This is a genomic window from Streptomyces sp. 4N124 (genome assembly GCF_052245395.1).
Taxonomy (GTDB): Bacteria; Actinomycetota; Actinomycetes; order Streptomycetales; family Streptomycetaceae; genus Streptomyces.
Genome location: NZ_JBQQBS010000008.1, coordinates 20,130 through 34,388 on the forward strand (window position 1 = coordinate 20,130; position 14,259 = coordinate 34,388).

The window sequence follows — 14,259 nt, forward strand, 5'->3', positions numbered from 1 at the left end:
GGCGTAGCGTGGAAGCAGTCCCGGCCCACTCAGGGAGGTGCGGGATGACCGTCGTGCCCGCTCTGACGACCGTGGGACAGATGCGCCACGGCGACCATCTGCTCCTCGGCTACGACACCGACGAGGAACGCGAGACCGTTCTCGCCGCGTTCCTGCTGGACGGCCTGGCCAGCGGCCACCGCGGGCTCCTGCTGCCGCCCGCGGACATCCCGGCCGGCGTCGCCCTGTCCTTCCTGGAAGTGCACGGCTGCCGGGTCGACGAGGAGGTCGCGGCCGGCCGGCTCTGTGTCGACGGTCATCTCGCCGGGCCCGAAGGCCTGTGGGACCTCGACGAGATGATCCGCCGCGAGGCACGCCGCGCCGTCGGCGACGGCTTCCTCGCCCTGCGCGTGGGCACCGAGATCCTGCGCGCCCAGGCCGGCCAGGGGCTCAAGACGCTGCACGACAGCGAGTTGCTGCTGGACCCCGTGTTCGCGTCGCTGCCGGTGCTGGGCATCTGCCAGTACGACCGCCGGGTCTTCGACGAGGCCGAACTCGCCCCGATCGCCGGACTGCACCACGGCCGGGTCGGCGCCGACGACATATGGCGCGACGACCTCCTGTCCATCACCCGCACCTTCGTCCCCCCTGGCCTCGCCCTCGCCGGTGAGATCGACGACTCGAACGTCACCGCCGTCGCCCGCGCCCTGCACGCCGAACGGAATCGCGCGCTGGCCCGCACCGCGCACGGCGCCCGCGCCCGGCTCGATCTCGGCGGCGTGCACTTCATCGACGTGGGTGCCCTGCGGCTGCTGGTGTTCTGCGCCCTCGACCTGTCCGCGGCCGGCGGCACCCTCGAACTGTCCGGCGTCGCCCCGCACATCCGCCGGGTGATGCGGGTAGCCGGCTGGGACCGCGTCCCCGGCCTGCGCATCGAACCCCAAGGAGAGCCGCCATGACCCGCACGGGCTTTGTGCACCAGGCGCTGTGCTACGGCTCCGACCAGGAATTCCTCACCGGTACCGCCGACTTCGTCCGCGACGGCCTCGACGCCGGCGACGTCGTTCTCGCCGTGCTGAGCGGACACCACAGCGCCCTGCTGACCGAGGCCCTCGGCAGCAGGGCCCGGGACGTCGAGTTCGCCGACTCCCGCGACTGGTACGACTACCCCTCCCGCACGCTGGGCCGCTACCACGCCTACTGCCGCCGGCAGGACACGGGCCGCCGCGTCCGTGTCGTCGGCGAACCCGTCTGGACGGGCCGCACCGACTTCGAGACACAGGAATGGATGCGCTACGAGTCCCTCGTGAACGTCGCCTTCGCCGGCTCCGACCACTGGCTCCTGTGCCCGTACGACACCCGCGCGCTCACGGCGACCGTCCTGGCCACCGCACGACGGACCCATCCCGAACTCGCCCTGGGCGCCCGCTCGTCCGAGCCCAGCGGCGACTACGCGGACCCGGCGGACTTCTCCGCGGAGGTCACCGCACAGCGCCGCCCGGACCCGTTGCGCGCCGGACCGGACGACATCCGCTTCTGCCGCGGCCGTTCGGCGGCCGTCCGCCGCGCCCTCGCCGGGTACGCCCGCCGCCACGGCATGTCCGCGCAACGGACGTACGACATGGTGGCGGCGGTGCACGAGGCCGTGGTCAACGCGGTGCGCTACGGCGGTGGGCAGGGCGTGGTCCGGTTGCGCAGCGACCCGGAGCACCTCGTCTGCGAGATCCTGGACGCCGGCGCCCATACATCGGTGCCCCGCCCCGGGTTCCCCGGCCACCTGCCGCCCGACCCGCGCGCCGCAGGCGGCCACGGTCTGTGGCTGGTACGGCAGTTGAGCGACCTGGCCGCCGAGGACCTCGACCCGGCGGGCTCCGTGCTGCGGCTGTACTTCCGGCGCTCCGGCGCGGTCAGCCCGCCGCAGGCAGTGTGAACTCGTAGACGAGGGCGTCCTGGTGGGCGTCCACGACGAGATCGGTGATCTCCAGCGGCCGGGCGTACTGGTCGCGCACCTGCCGCGTGACCCGGACCGAGGGTGTGTCCGGGAGGCGGGTGATGGAGTCCCGGTGGTGCAGGGTCAGTCCCGCCTGGCGCATCCAGTCGTAGACCCGCCTCAGCTGCGCCGCGGCGGCGCCGTCGGCCCGGTCGCGATAGCGCCCCAGTTCCTCCACCTCGGTGAGGGCGACGGCGGAGAACGACGTCACGGCCGTACGCCGTCCGTGGCCGTCGGCGGTGGCGGACTCGTAGCGGTGGACGAGCGTCGGCCGGTGCGGGGCGAGCCCCAGGGCCGTGGCGTGTTCCGGCGGGGGAGCCTCCCAGGTGACGGTGGCCCGGCCGACGGCGGCCGGATCGGTGGTCCGGGCTCCGACCGGGAAGGCGAGCGAGGGCGGGGTTCCGACCGGCGGGCCGGGCAGCGCCGCGTGGCTGCCCCGGCGGTCGGTGGCGACCAGGCCGCCCCGGCGGAGCACCTCCAGCGCCTGCCGTACGGTCTCCCTGCTGACGCCGAAGTGCCCTGCCAACTGCCGCTCCCCGGGGAGCCGTTCGCCGGGCGGGATGGTGCCGTCGCGCAGCTCGCCGAGCAACTCCGTCGCGATGTGCCAGTAGAGGGGCTGTCCTTCGGTGAGCGGATGGTCATGGGGGGTGGTGCGGGCCATGCCGCGCCTCCTGTGTGGTGACGTACCGTAGCCGTGCGGGCTCGTTGCGCCACCACATCTAGCATTGGTCTAAACCAGCAGGGAAGGGTCGCCCGCCGGTTCGGCCGAAACCCGCCCGGTCCGATGCCGTCTCACAACACGCTGTACAGGGCGTCGATCAGGGCCATCTTCCGTGGGTCGTCGGCTATATGGGGCCCCATCCGGTTCATCACATAGCCCAGCGACACCTCCGCCTCCGGGTCGGCGAGACCGCAGGAGCCGCCGAAGCCGTCATGTCCGAAAGCCCGCGGGTTCGGCCCGTACGAGCCGTTCGGTCCGCTGAGCCAGAGGCCGAGCCCGATCTCGGTCTCGTGCTCGAACCCGGCGCCGAGCACCAGATCCCGGCAACTGCCCTGCCCCTCACGGACCCGCTCGGCCGCCTCGGGGGACAGGACGCGGTGGCTGTCGTGCGCGCCCGGACCCGCGAAGATCCCGTACAGCGCGGCGACCGCGCGGGCGGTGCCGTGACCGTTCACGGCGGGGAGCTCCGCGGCCCGCCACGCAGGGGTGTTGGCCTCGGTCGCGCCGACCAGGGGATTGGCCAGCGAGGCGAGCGCCTCCGGCGTCAACTGGCTGAAGATCGCGGCCTGTTCACTGCTCGACGCGGCCGGCGGATGCACCAGCTCGGCCGCTCGGCTCGCCTCCTTCTCCGGCAGCCCGACGGTGAAGTCGATGCCGAGCGGCCCGGTCACCTCCCGCTCCAGGAACGCGCCGGGCAGCAGCCCCGAGACGCGCCGCACCACCTCGCCGACCAGGAAGCCGTACGTCATCGCGTGATACCCGGACCGGGTTCCCGGTTCCCACCAGGGTTCCATCGCCGCGAGCCGCCCGACGGTGAACTCCCAGTCGTACAGCTGCTCCAGCGAGTGCGGCTCACGCGGACCGGACAGACCGGCGCGGTGCGAGAGCAGATGCCGCACGAGGATCTTGTCCTTGCCGGCCGCCGCGAACTCGGGCCAGTACGAGGCCACCGGTGCGTCCAGGTCGAGCAGCCCCCGGTCGGCGAGTATGTGCGCGCACAACGCCACCGGGCCCTTGGTCGTCGACCACACGTTGACCAGCGTGTCGCGCTCCCACGCGCGCGTGCGGGCCGCGTCGGCCCAGCCGCCCCACAGGTCGACCACGGTCCGGCCGTCCACCGTGACGGCGACCGCGGCACCCAGTTCGTCCCGGTCCCGGAAGTTCTCCTCGAATGCCGTACGCACCGCCGTGAAGCGGGCGTCGCAGTGGCCGTGGCTCTGTGGCTCGTGCTCGGGCATCGTTCCTCCGTGGTCGGCCGTCGGGCCCGGGCCGCGACGCTGCGACCCGGGCCCGATCAACGTACCGACTGGTCGGACCGGAGAGAAGAGGTCAGGCGTAGGACCGCAGCCAGCTCAGCTGGGCCGCCTGCTGGTAGGGCCCGCCGCCCTCGTGGTCGTTGAAGTCGTACACCTCGATCGCCTTGTCCTCGTGCGCCCAGGCGTTGAAGGCCGCGAAGACGGTGGACGGCGGGCACGTCTGGTCCTCGAGGGCCGCCGAGAAGAGGGCGGGAGCGCTGCCGCGGGGTGCGAAGTGGACGGCGTCGAAGTAGGAGAGCGTGCGCAGGACGTCGGCGCCGCGGCCGCGATGCGTCTTGAGGTAATTGCCGATCTCGCGGTAGGGGTTGCGGTCCGTCACGGTCGTCGCGCGCGGGAAGTCGCACAGGAACGGCACGTCCGGTGCCACCGCGGCCAGGTCCGGGACCAGCCCGCCGACGGCGAGGGTGATGCCGCCGCCCTGGCTGCCGCCGAGCGCGACCGTGCGTGCCGGGTCGGTCAGCGGGTGCGCTCGGGCCGCCTCCACGGCACGCACACCGTCCGCGAACACCCGGCGGTAGTAGTAGTTCTCGGGCGCGTCGATGCCGCGCGTCATGAACCCCGGGTACGCGGGCGCGCCCGCCACCGGGTCCGCGGTGCCCCCGCCGCCGCCCCACGCGCTGCCCTGTCCGCGGGTGTCCATCACGAAGTGCGCCCGGCCCGTGGAGGCCCACAGCAGATGCTCGTGCGGCAGACCGCGCCCGCCGCCGTAGCCCACGAACTCCACGACCACCGGCACCGGCGCGTCGGCTCCCGCCGGCACCGTCAGCCAGCCCTTCACCGGGTGGCCGCCGAACCCGGCGAACGTCACGTCGTACACCCGCACCGTCGTCAGCCCCGTGTCGACCGGCTCGAAGCGGGCGTCCAGATCGTGCTCGCGCGTCTCCTGCAGGGTCTTCGACCAGAACGCGTCGAAGTCCTCGGGCTCTACGGAGGCGCTGCGGTAGGCGCGGAGCTCCTCCAGGGAGAGGTCGAACAGGGCCATGGACAACCACCTTTGCGAAGAGGGCGTGCGGGTGATCACACCGTATGTGAGTGGTCGGACGACTGACGAGACCTTTGTCCGGCCGACGCCCTGGTGGTCGGGTCACCGGGGTGGGTGGAGTGACAGGCGTAGCGGTCAGGCCCAGCGACGCGTCCACTCCGGTTCCGTACGGGCCCACTCCCGTTCCCACTCGGTCAGCCGGTGGTGCATGGCCACATGGCGTACGACCCCATGTCCGAGGAGCACCACGCCGACCGCGCCGCCTGTGGCGCACAGGCCCATGGCGAGCGTGTGCTGCCACACCGCGAAGCCGTCCGGTGGCGGCGCGACGCTGCGGCCCCGGGAGTCGAACCACACGTGGACCGTCTGACCCGGTCGGCTGCCCGGCGGCACGAGTGCCCTCGCTGTTCGCTCACCCTGGCCCGGCTCCGTCCAGCGCACGGTCACCCGGCGCGTGTACGTCCGGCCGCCCTGCGCCGTCGGCAACGAGCCGGAGGCGGCGCCGACCACCTCGGCCCGCACTTGGCGGCGGTCGGCACGCTGGGCCGCCGCCGTGTCCCGCGCCTCGCCGTGAGCCCACCATGCCGCAGCCGCCCCGGCCAGCGGTGCGCCCACGAACAGCAGGACGGCGACGACCACCACCGTCCACGCCTCCACGACGTCCGACCGGCGCCGCAGCGGGCTGGGCCGCCAGCGCCAGCCGCGCACCCGCGTTCGCATGTCGACCTCCTCGCCGTCACGCGTACGAGTGCCCACATCGAGTGACCTAAGCGGGGCGACCCCGCCGCCGGCTGTGGAGATCGAAGCCGGTCAGCCGAAGCGCTCGATCCGGATGCGGTCGACCGGCTGGCCTGCCGAGACGAGCAGGCGTGAGGCGTGCTCGGCGAACCCGTTGGAGCCGCACACATAGGCCTCCCACCCACCGGGAGGCTGGTCGGCCAGGAGCGGGGCCACATGTGCGGCCGCCATACGACCCACAGGTACGCCATGTGGCGCACTCCGCGTGAACACGGGCGTCGTCTCGGCGCCGTACTCCCGCCCGTAGATCAGCTCCTCGGGGCTGCGCGCGGACACCAGCAGCCGCAGCGGCACGGACAGGCCCCGCGCCCGGTGGTGCCGCACCATCGACATCAGCGGTACGACGCCGGACCCCGCGCCGATCAGCAGGGCGGGCCGGTCGCCGGGCCAGGCGAAGAAGCCGCTGAGCGGCCCGCGCACCTCGAGCCGGTCACCGGGCCGGGCCACGGTGTGGAACCAGCCCGAGACCTCGCCGCCCTCCACGTGATCGAGGGTCAGCTCGATATGCCCGGAGTCGTCGGGCGCGGACGCGAGGGAGTAGTGGCGCTGGGCCGCATAGCCGTCCCCGGCGGTCAGCCGCAGCATCAGGTGCTGGCCGGGCAGATGCCCCTGCCAGTCGGGCACGGCGAGCCGGAAGGTGGCGGCGTGCGGGGTCTCGCGGCGGATCTCGGTGATCGTGGCGGTCTGCCACACGGCGGCGGCCTGGTTGCTCACGGCGATCCGCCCGGGCACGGCGAAGCGCGTCGGGGGAGTGAAGGTCTCAGTCACCGGTGTACCGCTGCTCCTCCCAGGGGTTGCCGCGGGCGTGGTAGCCGTTCTGCTCCCAGAAGCCCGGCTCGTCGTGGTCGAGGAGCCGGATGCCCGCGATCCACTTGGCGCTCTTCCAGAAGTACAGATGCGGCACCAGCAGGCGTGCCGGACCACCGTGCTCGGGCGCGAGGGGCCGACCGTCGTACTCCCAGGCGATCCAGGCCCGTCCCCCGGTCAGGTCCGCCAGCGGCAGGTTCGTGGTGTATCCGGTGTGCGAGTAGGCGACGGCATGTGTGGCGGCCACATGTGGGCGCACCACATTGAGGAAGGAGTCCAACGAGACGCCGCCGAAGCGTACGCCGAACTTCGACCAGCTCGTCACACAGTGGATGTCACCCTCGTATGCCGAGGCCGGCAGCTCGTGCGCCTGCTCCCAGTTCCAGGTGCGGGGCTCGTCGACCAGGCCGTCGACACGGAAGGTCCAGTCGGCGGGTGCCAGTTCCGGGGTGACCTCCGCGGACAGGACGGGCCATTCGTCGCCCGCGTCGTACTGGCCGGGCGGGAGCCCCGGGTCGTCGACGCGCGGGCGTCCGGTGAAGCCTCGGGTGACATTCATGCGGGTGCTGCCTCCAGGCCGCCGCGCGTGACGGCCCGTGGATCGGACGTGATGGGTGCTTACTCAGTCAACCCTACGTGGCCTGCGGACCTGACCTCAGCGGTCCTCGGCACTCGCCCCGGTCCACCCGTTGTACCGCACGAGATACGCAGCGAACCGCTCCAGATCCTCCGCCGGCCAGTCCGCGAGCCGTTCCCGGAATGCCGCTCGGCGGCTCTCGGTGACCCGGGCGAGGAGGTTCCGGCCGGTGTCCGTCAGGTGCAGTACCTGCACGCGGTGGTCCTCCGGGGCGAGGCGCCGCTCGATGAGTTCGGTCCGCTCGAGCGCGGCGACCTGGCGGCTGACGGTGGACTTGTCGAGGGCGTAGTGCGCGGCCAGGTCGGTGGCGCGGCAGCCGCCGCTCTCCTCCAGGTGCCCCAGCAGCGTGTACGACACCAGGGACAGCTCGGGGTGCATACGGCCCGCCGAGGCCCGTGCGCGGCGGGCGAAGGCGGTCATCTCGCGCTGGATGGTCTCCACGGCCGTGTCCGTACCGGGCCCGCCGGAGCGGGCAACCGTCTCATCGGTCGCGTCGGCTGCGCTCACGGAACCTCCCTCGCCCTGCTAGTTGCATAGTACAACTTAGCGGCATTTCAGCAGCAGGGTGACAACCGCTCGCCCGATCCGGGTAATGTTGCCGTCCGGCCGCGGAGTGTCCCGGCCGTGACTGCCCGAGGAGGTGAGACCCATTACCGCTGTGTCAGCTCGGGTGCTCGCCCCTCGAACCGGCGCGGATCGCCGACGCTAGGTGACCGCGAGAGCGCCCTTCGGCTCCCGAAAGGCTCTCGGCTTTCATGCCACCTCTTTCTTCCCTGTCCTCGTACGACGCCGTCGTCGCCGCACTGCGCGCCGCGGGCTGTGTCTTCGCCGAGGACGAGGCCCGGTTGATCCTGGGCGCGGCCCACGACCCCGACGAACTGGCCGCCATGGTGCGCCGTCGCGCGGACGGCCTGCCCCTTGAACTCGTCCTCGGCTGGGCGGAGTTCCGCGGACTGCGGATCACGGTCGAACCCGGTGTCTTCGTGCCCCGCCGCCGTACCGAATTCCTCGTCGAACAGGCCCTGGCTCAGGCGCCGGACGCCTCCGTCGTCGTCGACCTGTGCTGCGGCTCCGGCGCGGTCGGCGCAGCCCTCGCCGCCGCGCTCGGGCAAGTCGACCTGCACGCGGCCGACATCGACCCGGCGGCCGTGCGCTGCGCCCGCCGCAACATCGCCCCCCTCGGCGGACACGTGCACGCGGGCGACCTGTTCGCGGCGCTGCCAGGTGAACTGCGGGGCCGTGTCGACATCCTCGCGGCCAATGTGCCGTACGTCCCCACCGGCGAGGTCGGCCTGCTGCCCGCGGAGGCCCGCGACCACGAGCCGCTGGTCGCACTGGACGGCGGTGCGGACGGACTGGACGTCCTGCGCCGCGTCGCCGCCGATGCGCCCCGATGGCTGGCGCCCGGCGGCTGTCTGCTGGTCGAGACGAGCGAGGCCCAGGCGCCGGCGGCCGTCGAGGCCTTCGCCGACGGCGGTCTGACGGCCCGTCTGGCCGTGTCGGAGGAGTGGTACGCGAATGTCGTGATCGGCATTCTCTGACGCGGGGTCAGGTCGTGGCGCCGCTCTTCGAGGGCTCGGGGTCCTTCCCGTCACGGTGACCGGGGAACTTGAAGTGCCAGTCGCCCGGCCCCCAGCCCTCGTCGTCGTCCTTGTCGTCCCAACTGCCGGAGATGACACGGGCGGCGGTGCGGGTGTCGTCGCCGGAACGGCTACCGGCCAGGTACGCCGACTCGCCTTCCTTCAGCTCACCGGCCCCCGAGTCGGACGAGCCGTCGTGCCAGACAGTGGTGTCCTCGTCGACCGTCCAGGTCCACTCGGCCCCGTCCTCGCTCTTGACCGTGACCTGGTCGCCGTCCACGTTCTCGATGGTGCCCCACTGCCAGATGCGGACGACCCAGTCGCCGGTGTCGCGGTCCTTGACGGTCGACTCGCCGTGCGCGGCCTCGCCGCCGAGGCCGAACCACATGCCGGGTCCGCGCCATGGGCGGCGGTCGTCGGGGGAGGAGGACTCCGAGGCGGTTCCGGTGGCCGCGGGAGTGGCGCCTTCGCCGGAACCCGACGAGGTGGTGGCGTAGGCGACCGTGCCGCCCAGGGCCAGGACGGCGACCGTCGCCGCCGCGGTCACGGCGCGGGCCCGCGCGGACCGGCGCTGCCACCGCGCACGCAGGGCCGCTCCCGGCGGCGTCCGCTCCGGCTCGGGGCCGCCCGGCCCCATGAGCACTTCCCAGTCCGGTCCGCGCTGCTCGGGAACCGTCGGCGGCTCGGTGGGCCGCTCGGGCGGCTCGTTTCCGGCGGTGGGTTCCTGGTCCGGATTCTGCGTCACGGCTCGCTCCCCTCACAGAGGGCACCCGGCATCCGTATGCCATATCCGTCTGCCATGCCTTGCTGTGATTGTGGGACCCGGCCGGTAAGACGCAGGTAATCAGTTCCTGTGAATACGGCCCATCCGTCCCGGCCGTCCCGTGCGGCTACGCCGGCTTCTGCGCACGAGCGATGAGCAGGGCCACGTCATCGGAGTTGTCCGGCTGGTGCAGTGTGCGCAGGAGGAGGTCGCACAGCTCCTCCAGCGGGCGGTCCGGGCCGTCGAGCAGATCGAGCAGCGCGTCCAGCCGTTCGTCGAGCGGGTGTTGGCGGGTCTCGACCAGACCGTCGGTGTAGAACACCAGCCGGTCGCCGGGTTCGAGGTCGACGGTCGTCGTGGAGAAGGCGACACCGCCCACGCCGAGCGGTGCCCCGGTGGGGAGTTCGAGCAGCTCCGGTGCGCGGTCGGCGCAGAGGCGGACCGGCGGCAGATGCCCGGCGTTGGCGATCCGGCACTGCCGCAGATGCGGGTCGTGGATGGCGTACTGGCACGTCGCGATGGAGTGGTCCAGGCCCTGGGTGATCCGGTCGAGGTGTTCCAGCAGCACCGCCGGGTCGAGGTCGAGGGCGGCCAGCGTGTTCGTCGCGGTGCGCAGCCGGCCCATCGTCGCGGCGGCCGTGATGCCGCTGCCCATCACATCGCCGACGACGAGCGCCGTCTTGCCGCCGTCCAGCGGGATCACATCGAACCAGTCGCCGCCGACCTCGCTGGTGGCACCCGCGGGCTGATAGCGGGAGGCGACCTCGAGGCCGCCCGTCACCTGCGGATGACTGGGCAGCAGACTGCGCTGCAGGGTCAGGGCGGTGTCCCGGGCGCTCTGGTACCAGCGCGCGTTGTCGATCTGCACGGCCGCGCGGGCCGCCAGTTCACGGGCGAGCAGCAGGTCGTCCTCGCTGAACGGCTGCGGATTACGGGTGCGTTTGAGGTCGAGGGCGCCGAGCACCTCGCCGCGTGCGATCAGCGGAACGGCCAGATAGGAGTGCACGCCCGCCCGCGCCAGCAGCTCCGCGGCCTCGGGTGAGCGGGCGATGCGCGGCAGGTCCTCGTCCTTGACCTGCGCCACCATGACCGGCCGGCCGGTGCGTACGCACTCGGTGACCAGGCGGTCCGGTCCGTACCGCGCGACGTGCCCGGGCGGGTCGGCCGCGCCGAGCGCCTCGGTGTCGTGCTCCGCCCGGACGGCCAGGGCGCGGATCACCGCCGCCTCGCTGGGGCCCAGGCTGCTGCGTCTGCCGTCCATCACGGCTTCGAGCAGGTCCACGGCGGCGACGTCGGCGAGTTCCGGTACGGCGACGTCGGCCAGCTCGCGGGCGGTGCGGTCCAGGTCCAGCGTGGTCCCGATCCGCGCGGAGGCGTCGGCGATGAGTGCCAGCCGCCGGCGCGCGGCCTCGGCCTCGACACCCGCCCGGTACTGCTCGGTGATGTCCACGACCGACGCGGCCACCCCCAGCACGTTCCCCAGGGTGTCCTCCAGCCGGTACATCGAGACCGACCAGGCGTGGTCCTCCTCGGGGTCCGCCGGGGTCCGGCCGAAGGTGGGCTGGTCGACGATCGGCATCCCGGTCTCCAGGACCTGGCGGGCGGCCCGCTCCACGGTCGCGGCGTCCACCCGCGGCAGCATCTCCTGGACCGTACGGCCGAGATGCTCCTCGGCCCGGATGCCGTTGATCCGCTCCAGCGCCGGGTTGACCGAGACGTACTTCAAGTCCGTGTCCAGGACGGCCAGTCCGATGGGCGACTGCGCGACGATCCGCGTCGACAGCGCGACATCGCGCTCCAGCCCGCGCACGGTCTTCTGGTCGGCCGCGAGCCCCAGCGCGAAGAAGTCGCCCCGGTCGTCGAGGAGCCGCTGATTGCGGAACTCCACGAGCCGCGTGCCGCCGTCCTTGTGCCGCACCGGAAAGGCCCCTGCCCAGCCCTCACCGGTCTCCATGACGTCGGCGAACAGCTTGATGGCCAGCTCGGCGTGCTGCTCGTGCACCATCAGCCGGGACGCGTACTCCCCGAGGGCCTCCTGCGCGGAGTACCCGAACAACTCCTCGGCCTGCGGGCTCCACAGAACGATGCGCCCCTGGGCGTCGAGCAGCACGGAGGCCACGCCCAGCACGTCGAGCAGCCCGCTCGGCCGCACCGGCCCGCCGCCCTCGGCCACCGGAGGCCCGGCTGCACCCATCGCACGCACCGCCTTCGTTCTGTGTCACGGCACGCCGTCCCCCGTGCCGACTCCCCTTGTTCTACCGCGTTCAACCGTTTCTGTGATGCCACGGTCGCCCTCCTCCACCATCCCTCAACACGGCGGTGGCCGTCCGGTGAAGTCGACAGGAAGTGATCGGAGTCGTCAGGAAGCGATCCATCGCCACCTCGCGATCCGTCGTCAAACGGACAACTCCTGTTCCGCTCATTGGTCTGTACATGACGACCGGGCGCACGCCACACTGTCCGCCGAGCGCCGCCCCCACCCCCACCGAGGAGCCGTTCCCATGCGCCTGCCCGCCCGGCAACGTTGTCACGCCGCCCTGACCGGTGTCGTCGCCCTCGCCACCGCCGTCGTCCTGTCCGCCGCCCCGCCCGCCGCCGCCGCGGACACCTGGACCGAGGTCGGGTCCGACCGCGCCGATCCGCTCACCGAGAGCCAGGGCCTGACCTCGGTCGAGGTGCCGGCGAACAGCCCCAACCGCTACACCGGCATCGGCACCATCCCCGCCGATGTGTCCAGCCGCGGCTGGAACCATGTCGGCGACCCGGACGCCTCGTACGACGGGCACTACATCGAGCCGTACCAGCGGGACTCGGGCAGTACGAAGATGTTCCGGGTGCAGAAGCCGGACGGGAGCCGGGCGGAGTACGTCCACGCCCTCAGCCCCGGAGAGGCGCTCAACAACTCCTGGGTCGCGATCTCCCCCGACGGCCAGTGGATGCTGGCGGGCGAGTGGGGCACGATGACCCGGCTGCTGGTCTTCCCGACCCCGGGCGTCAACTCCAGTACCTCGCCGTCGGCGAACCTCCCGCAGGCCTCCACCGTCAACCTCGACCACGCGGTACGCGACGTGCAGGGCTGTGACTTCTCCGGCCCGACGACCCTGCTCTGCTCCTCGGACGACCCGGCGGGCACGCTCTTCGGCATCACCAAGCCCCTGCTCCAGATCGACCTCTCCGCCGCTCCGGGCGGGTCGGCGGACACCTCCGGTCATGTCACGGCACTGCGCCAGCTGCCGCTGCGCAGCTCCTGCTCGGGCACGTTCGAGACGGAGGGCATCGACTACGACCGCCGTACGGGCACCCTGCGCGTGATCGTCATCTCCCCGGGCTTCTGCGTGCTGACGGACAGCAAGACGTACCGGTTCACGCGAAGCTGAGGCGCCGCTCGTGGTGCGCCGCGGCGAGATGGTGGTTTGCTGAAGGTGGGCGCGGTCACTCGGGGCCCGCGCCACCGCAGCGCGGCCACGAGAGGAGCGGTCATGATGATCGGCGAGCGATCGCACCCGGAACACGTCTCGGTGGAGATCAGCGGATGCTCCAAGGACGACGCCCGCATCGTGTTCGACACACTGTGCGCGTGCTTCGCGTCCGACCGGTGTGCCGATGACGTACCGGAGGAGGCCTCGGAGACCCGCCCGACGGTATGGCTCGGCACCTTCGACGTCGCCGACGCCCACGAGGGAGCCCGCCCGGCCCGGCTGAAGTCGTCCGTCGAGGCCGATGTGCAGGGCGGCTACTGGGCGGTCGACCGGTTCCGCGTCACCCTCGACTCCCTGTTCTCCGTGCACGAGGCCGCCGGTGCGTCCGGCGACCAGGAGAGGGAGCTGCATCTGCGGCTGGAGAACCGCTAGCCGGACCCGGCACCGGGCCGTCGTACGTCCGCGTGCCGACGGGCCGCCTCCCCGGCACCGGCCGGTGAGGCGGCCCGCGGCGTCCGCCATCAGAGCCGGGAGGGGCGCGAGCGGCGGCGCAGGTACCAGACGGTGGCGGCGATTCCGGTGCTCACCAGTGCCCCGCCCGCCACCAGGGTGAGGGTGCCGTAGTCCGTGGTCCCGCCGCCCATGCCGCCCATGACGCCGCGGGACGGCGAGGCCGTGGCGGAGATCGTGGGTGTCGAGGCCGCCGAGACGATGACGGACTGGGTGCCCGCGGTGTTGTTGTTCGAGCACATGACGATGACGGTGTAGGTCCCGGGGCTCACGCTGGACCAGGCGGCGCTCTGCTGGGTGGTGGTCCCGGACAGCGCCGCCTGCCGTCCCTGGGCGAAGTTCGCCTGGCTGCTGTTGAGGAGCGAGGCGGTGCCCCAGCTGCCGTTGATCTGGGTGCACGCGCTGGTGGTGACGGAGACCGTGGAGCCGCTGGTGCTCACGGAGATCCCGGAGACGGCGGCCGATCCCGCGGCCAGCGGAAGCGGAAGCGTGGTGGCGGCTGCCACGGTCAGGCCGGAGCGGAGGAGTAGCGATCTGTTGCGCATGTGGACTGCCCTCCGGCGGCACGGTTGGCGGTACATCCCTTGCGCCGCCGAGGTCGGGGAAACGCCCGTGCTGCCACAGGGACAGCCAACGTGCCCTCGGTCCGTCCCGCATCCGGACCGCGCCCGGTCAGGTGACGGACGCTCCGCGGGTAGTGCCGCGATTGGCCGTCTTTCGTCTGCGGGTGCGTCGTGGCTGGTCGCGCAGTTCCCCG

15 protein-coding genes are annotated in these 14,259 nt (G+C 72.4%); 5 read left to right on the forward strand and 10 right to left on the reverse strand.

Going from position 1 to position 14,259, the window contains the following annotated elements; translation table 11 throughout:
* The first annotated feature begins 44 nt into the window (after positions 1 to 44).
* Entirely contained in the window at positions 45 to 938 is an 894-nt protein-coding gene (locus ACTWQO_RS10305; RefSeq protein WP_443236917.1) for an MEDS domain-containing protein, read from the forward strand.
* Complete coding sequence (locus ACTWQO_RS10310; RefSeq protein WP_443236918.1) at positions 935 to 1,909, forward strand: anti-sigma factor RsbA family regulatory protein; 975 nt, start codon at positions 935 to 937, stop codon at positions 1,907 to 1,909. The genes ACTWQO_RS10305 and ACTWQO_RS10310 overlap by 4 nt, the downstream gene beginning before the upstream one ends.
* On the opposite strand, the gene ACTWQO_RS10315 is transcribed toward ACTWQO_RS10310, so the two are convergent.
* The 7 genes from ACTWQO_RS10315 to ACTWQO_RS10345 all read right to left on the reverse strand — a co-directional run bounded on the left by ACTWQO_RS10315 (position 1,887) and on the right by ACTWQO_RS10345 (position 7,650).
* Positions 1,887 to 2,630 (reverse strand): GntR family transcriptional regulator, encoded by a 744-nt coding sequence (locus ACTWQO_RS10315; protein ID WP_443236919.1) that lies wholly within the window; start codon positions 2,628 to 2,630, stop codon positions 1,887 to 1,889. The two genes, ACTWQO_RS10310 and ACTWQO_RS10315, sit on opposite strands and share 23 nt — an antisense overlap.
* Positions 2,631 to 2,761: 131 nt before the next feature.
* Positions 2,762 to 3,928, reverse strand: coding sequence for a serine hydrolase domain-containing protein (locus ACTWQO_RS10320; RefSeq protein WP_443236920.1), 1,167 nt, complete (start codon positions 3,926 to 3,928; stop codon positions 2,762 to 2,764).
* Positions 3,929 to 4,019: 91 nt separating this feature from the next.
* The gene (locus ACTWQO_RS10325) at positions 4,020 to 4,988 is read right to left on the reverse strand and encodes an acetylxylan esterase (protein ID WP_443236921.1); all 969 of its coding nucleotides are present in this window, start codon (positions 4,986 to 4,988) and stop codon (positions 4,020 to 4,022) included.
* Between the two features lie 135 nt (positions 4,989 to 5,123).
* Positions 5,124 to 5,708 carry an Rv1733c family protein gene (locus ACTWQO_RS10330; RefSeq protein ID WP_443236922.1) on the reverse strand — a complete coding sequence of 195 codons (585 nt, stop codon included), beginning with the start codon at positions 5,706 to 5,708 and terminating at the stop codon, positions 5,124 to 5,126.
* Positions 5,709 to 5,798: 90 nt separating this feature from the next.
* Positions 5,799 to 6,554, reverse strand: a complete 756-nt coding sequence (locus ACTWQO_RS10335) for a ferredoxin reductase (RefSeq protein WP_443236923.1) — start codon at positions 6,552 to 6,554, stop codon at positions 5,799 to 5,801.
* Complete coding sequence (locus ACTWQO_RS10340; protein WP_443236924.1) at positions 6,547 to 7,152, reverse strand: sulfite oxidase-like oxidoreductase; 606 nt, start codon at positions 7,150 to 7,152, stop codon at positions 6,547 to 6,549. The genes ACTWQO_RS10335 and ACTWQO_RS10340 overlap by 8 nt, the downstream gene beginning before the upstream one ends.
* A gap of 96 nt (positions 7,153 to 7,248) precedes the next feature.
* Positions 7,249 to 7,650: a MarR family winged helix-turn-helix transcriptional regulator gene (locus ACTWQO_RS10345; RefSeq protein ID WP_443237105.1), complete on the reverse strand. Its 402-nt coding sequence runs from the start codon at positions 7,648 to 7,650 to the stop codon at positions 7,249 to 7,251.
* Between the two features lie 335 nt (positions 7,651 to 7,985).
* On the opposite strand from ACTWQO_RS10345, the gene ACTWQO_RS10350 reads away from it, so the two are divergent.
* Positions 7,986 to 8,771 (forward strand): putative protein N(5)-glutamine methyltransferase, encoded by a 786-nt coding sequence (locus tag ACTWQO_RS10350; protein ID WP_443236925.1) that lies wholly within the window; start codon positions 7,986 to 7,988, stop codon positions 8,769 to 8,771.
* A 7-nt stretch (positions 8,772 to 8,778) separates the two neighbouring features.
* Here the strand turns inward: ACTWQO_RS10350 and ACTWQO_RS10355 are convergent, their stop codons facing one another.
* On the reverse strand, positions 8,779 to 9,555 hold the full coding sequence (locus ACTWQO_RS10355; RefSeq protein WP_443236926.1) for a hypothetical protein: 777 nt from the start codon (positions 9,553 to 9,555) through the stop codon (positions 8,779 to 8,781).
* A 145-nt stretch (positions 9,556 to 9,700) separates the two neighbouring features.
* Positions 9,701 to 11,767, reverse strand: a complete 2,067-nt coding sequence (locus ACTWQO_RS10360; RefSeq protein ID WP_443236927.1) for a SpoIIE family protein phosphatase — start codon at positions 11,765 to 11,767, stop codon at positions 9,701 to 9,703.
* Positions 11,768 to 12,074: 307 nt separating this feature from the next.
* Between ACTWQO_RS10360 and ACTWQO_RS10365 the strand changes: the two genes are divergently transcribed.
* Positions 12,075 to 12,950 (forward strand): hypothetical protein, encoded by an 876-nt coding sequence (locus ACTWQO_RS10365; protein WP_443236928.1) that lies wholly within the window; start codon positions 12,075 to 12,077, stop codon positions 12,948 to 12,950.
* Between the two features lie 105 nt (positions 12,951 to 13,055).
* Positions 13,056 to 13,424: a hypothetical protein gene (locus ACTWQO_RS10370; RefSeq protein WP_443237106.1), complete on the forward strand. Its 369-nt coding sequence runs from the start codon at positions 13,056 to 13,058 to the stop codon at positions 13,422 to 13,424.
* A gap of 89 nt (positions 13,425 to 13,513) precedes the next feature.
* On the opposite strand, the gene ACTWQO_RS10375 is transcribed toward ACTWQO_RS10370, so the two are convergent.
* Complete coding sequence (locus tag ACTWQO_RS10375; protein ID WP_443236929.1) at positions 13,514 to 14,047, reverse strand: hypothetical protein; 534 nt, start codon at positions 14,045 to 14,047, stop codon at positions 13,514 to 13,516.
* Positions 14,048 to 14,259: the final 212 nt, after the last annotated feature.

Bases quoted from the DNA above. Each gene is read 5' to 3' on its own strand.
- ACTWQO_RS10305 (WP_443236917.1), top strand. From the start codon at position 45: ATGACCGTCGTGCCCGCTCTGACGACCGTGGGACAGATGCGCCACGGC.
- ACTWQO_RS10310 (WP_443236918.1), top strand. From the start codon at position 935: ATGACCCGCACGGGCTTTGTGCACCAGGCGCTGTGCTACGGCTCCGAC.
- ACTWQO_RS10315 (WP_443236919.1), bottom strand. From the start codon at position 2,630: ATGGCCCGCACCACCCCCCATGACCATCCGCTCACCGAAGGACAGCCC.
- ACTWQO_RS10320 (WP_443236920.1), bottom strand. From the start codon at position 3,928: ATGCCCGAGCACGAGCCACAGAGCCACGGCCACTGCGACGCCCGCTTC.
- ACTWQO_RS10325 (WP_443236921.1), bottom strand. From the start codon at position 4,988: ATGGCCCTGTTCGACCTCTCCCTGGAGGAGCTCCGCGCCTACCGCAGC.
- ACTWQO_RS10330 (WP_443236922.1), bottom strand. From the start codon at position 5,708: ATGCGAACGCGGGTGCGCGGCTGGCGCTGGCGGCCCAGCCCGCTGCGG.
- ACTWQO_RS10340 (WP_443236924.1), bottom strand. From the start codon at position 7,152: ATGAATGTCACCCGAGGCTTCACCGGACGCCCGCGCGTCGACGACCCG.
- ACTWQO_RS10345 (WP_443237105.1), bottom strand. From the start codon at position 7,650: ATGACCGCCTTCGCCCGCCGCGCACGGGCCTCGGCGGGCCGTATGCAC.
- ACTWQO_RS10350 (WP_443236925.1), top strand. From the start codon at position 7,986: ATGCCACCTCTTTCTTCCCTGTCCTCGTACGACGCCGTCGTCGCCGCA.
- ACTWQO_RS10360 (WP_443236927.1), bottom strand. From the start codon at position 11,767: ATGGGTGCAGCCGGGCCTCCGGTGGCCGAGGGCGGCGGGCCGGTGCGG.
- ACTWQO_RS10365 (WP_443236928.1), top strand. From the start codon at position 12,075: ATGCGCCTGCCCGCCCGGCAACGTTGTCACGCCGCCCTGACCGGTGTC.
- ACTWQO_RS10370 (WP_443237106.1), top strand. From the start codon at position 13,056: ATGATCGGCGAGCGATCGCACCCGGAACACGTCTCGGTGGAGATCAGC.
- ACTWQO_RS10375 (WP_443236929.1), bottom strand. From the start codon at position 14,047: ATGCGCAACAGATCGCTACTCCTCCGCTCCGGCCTGACCGTGGCAGCC.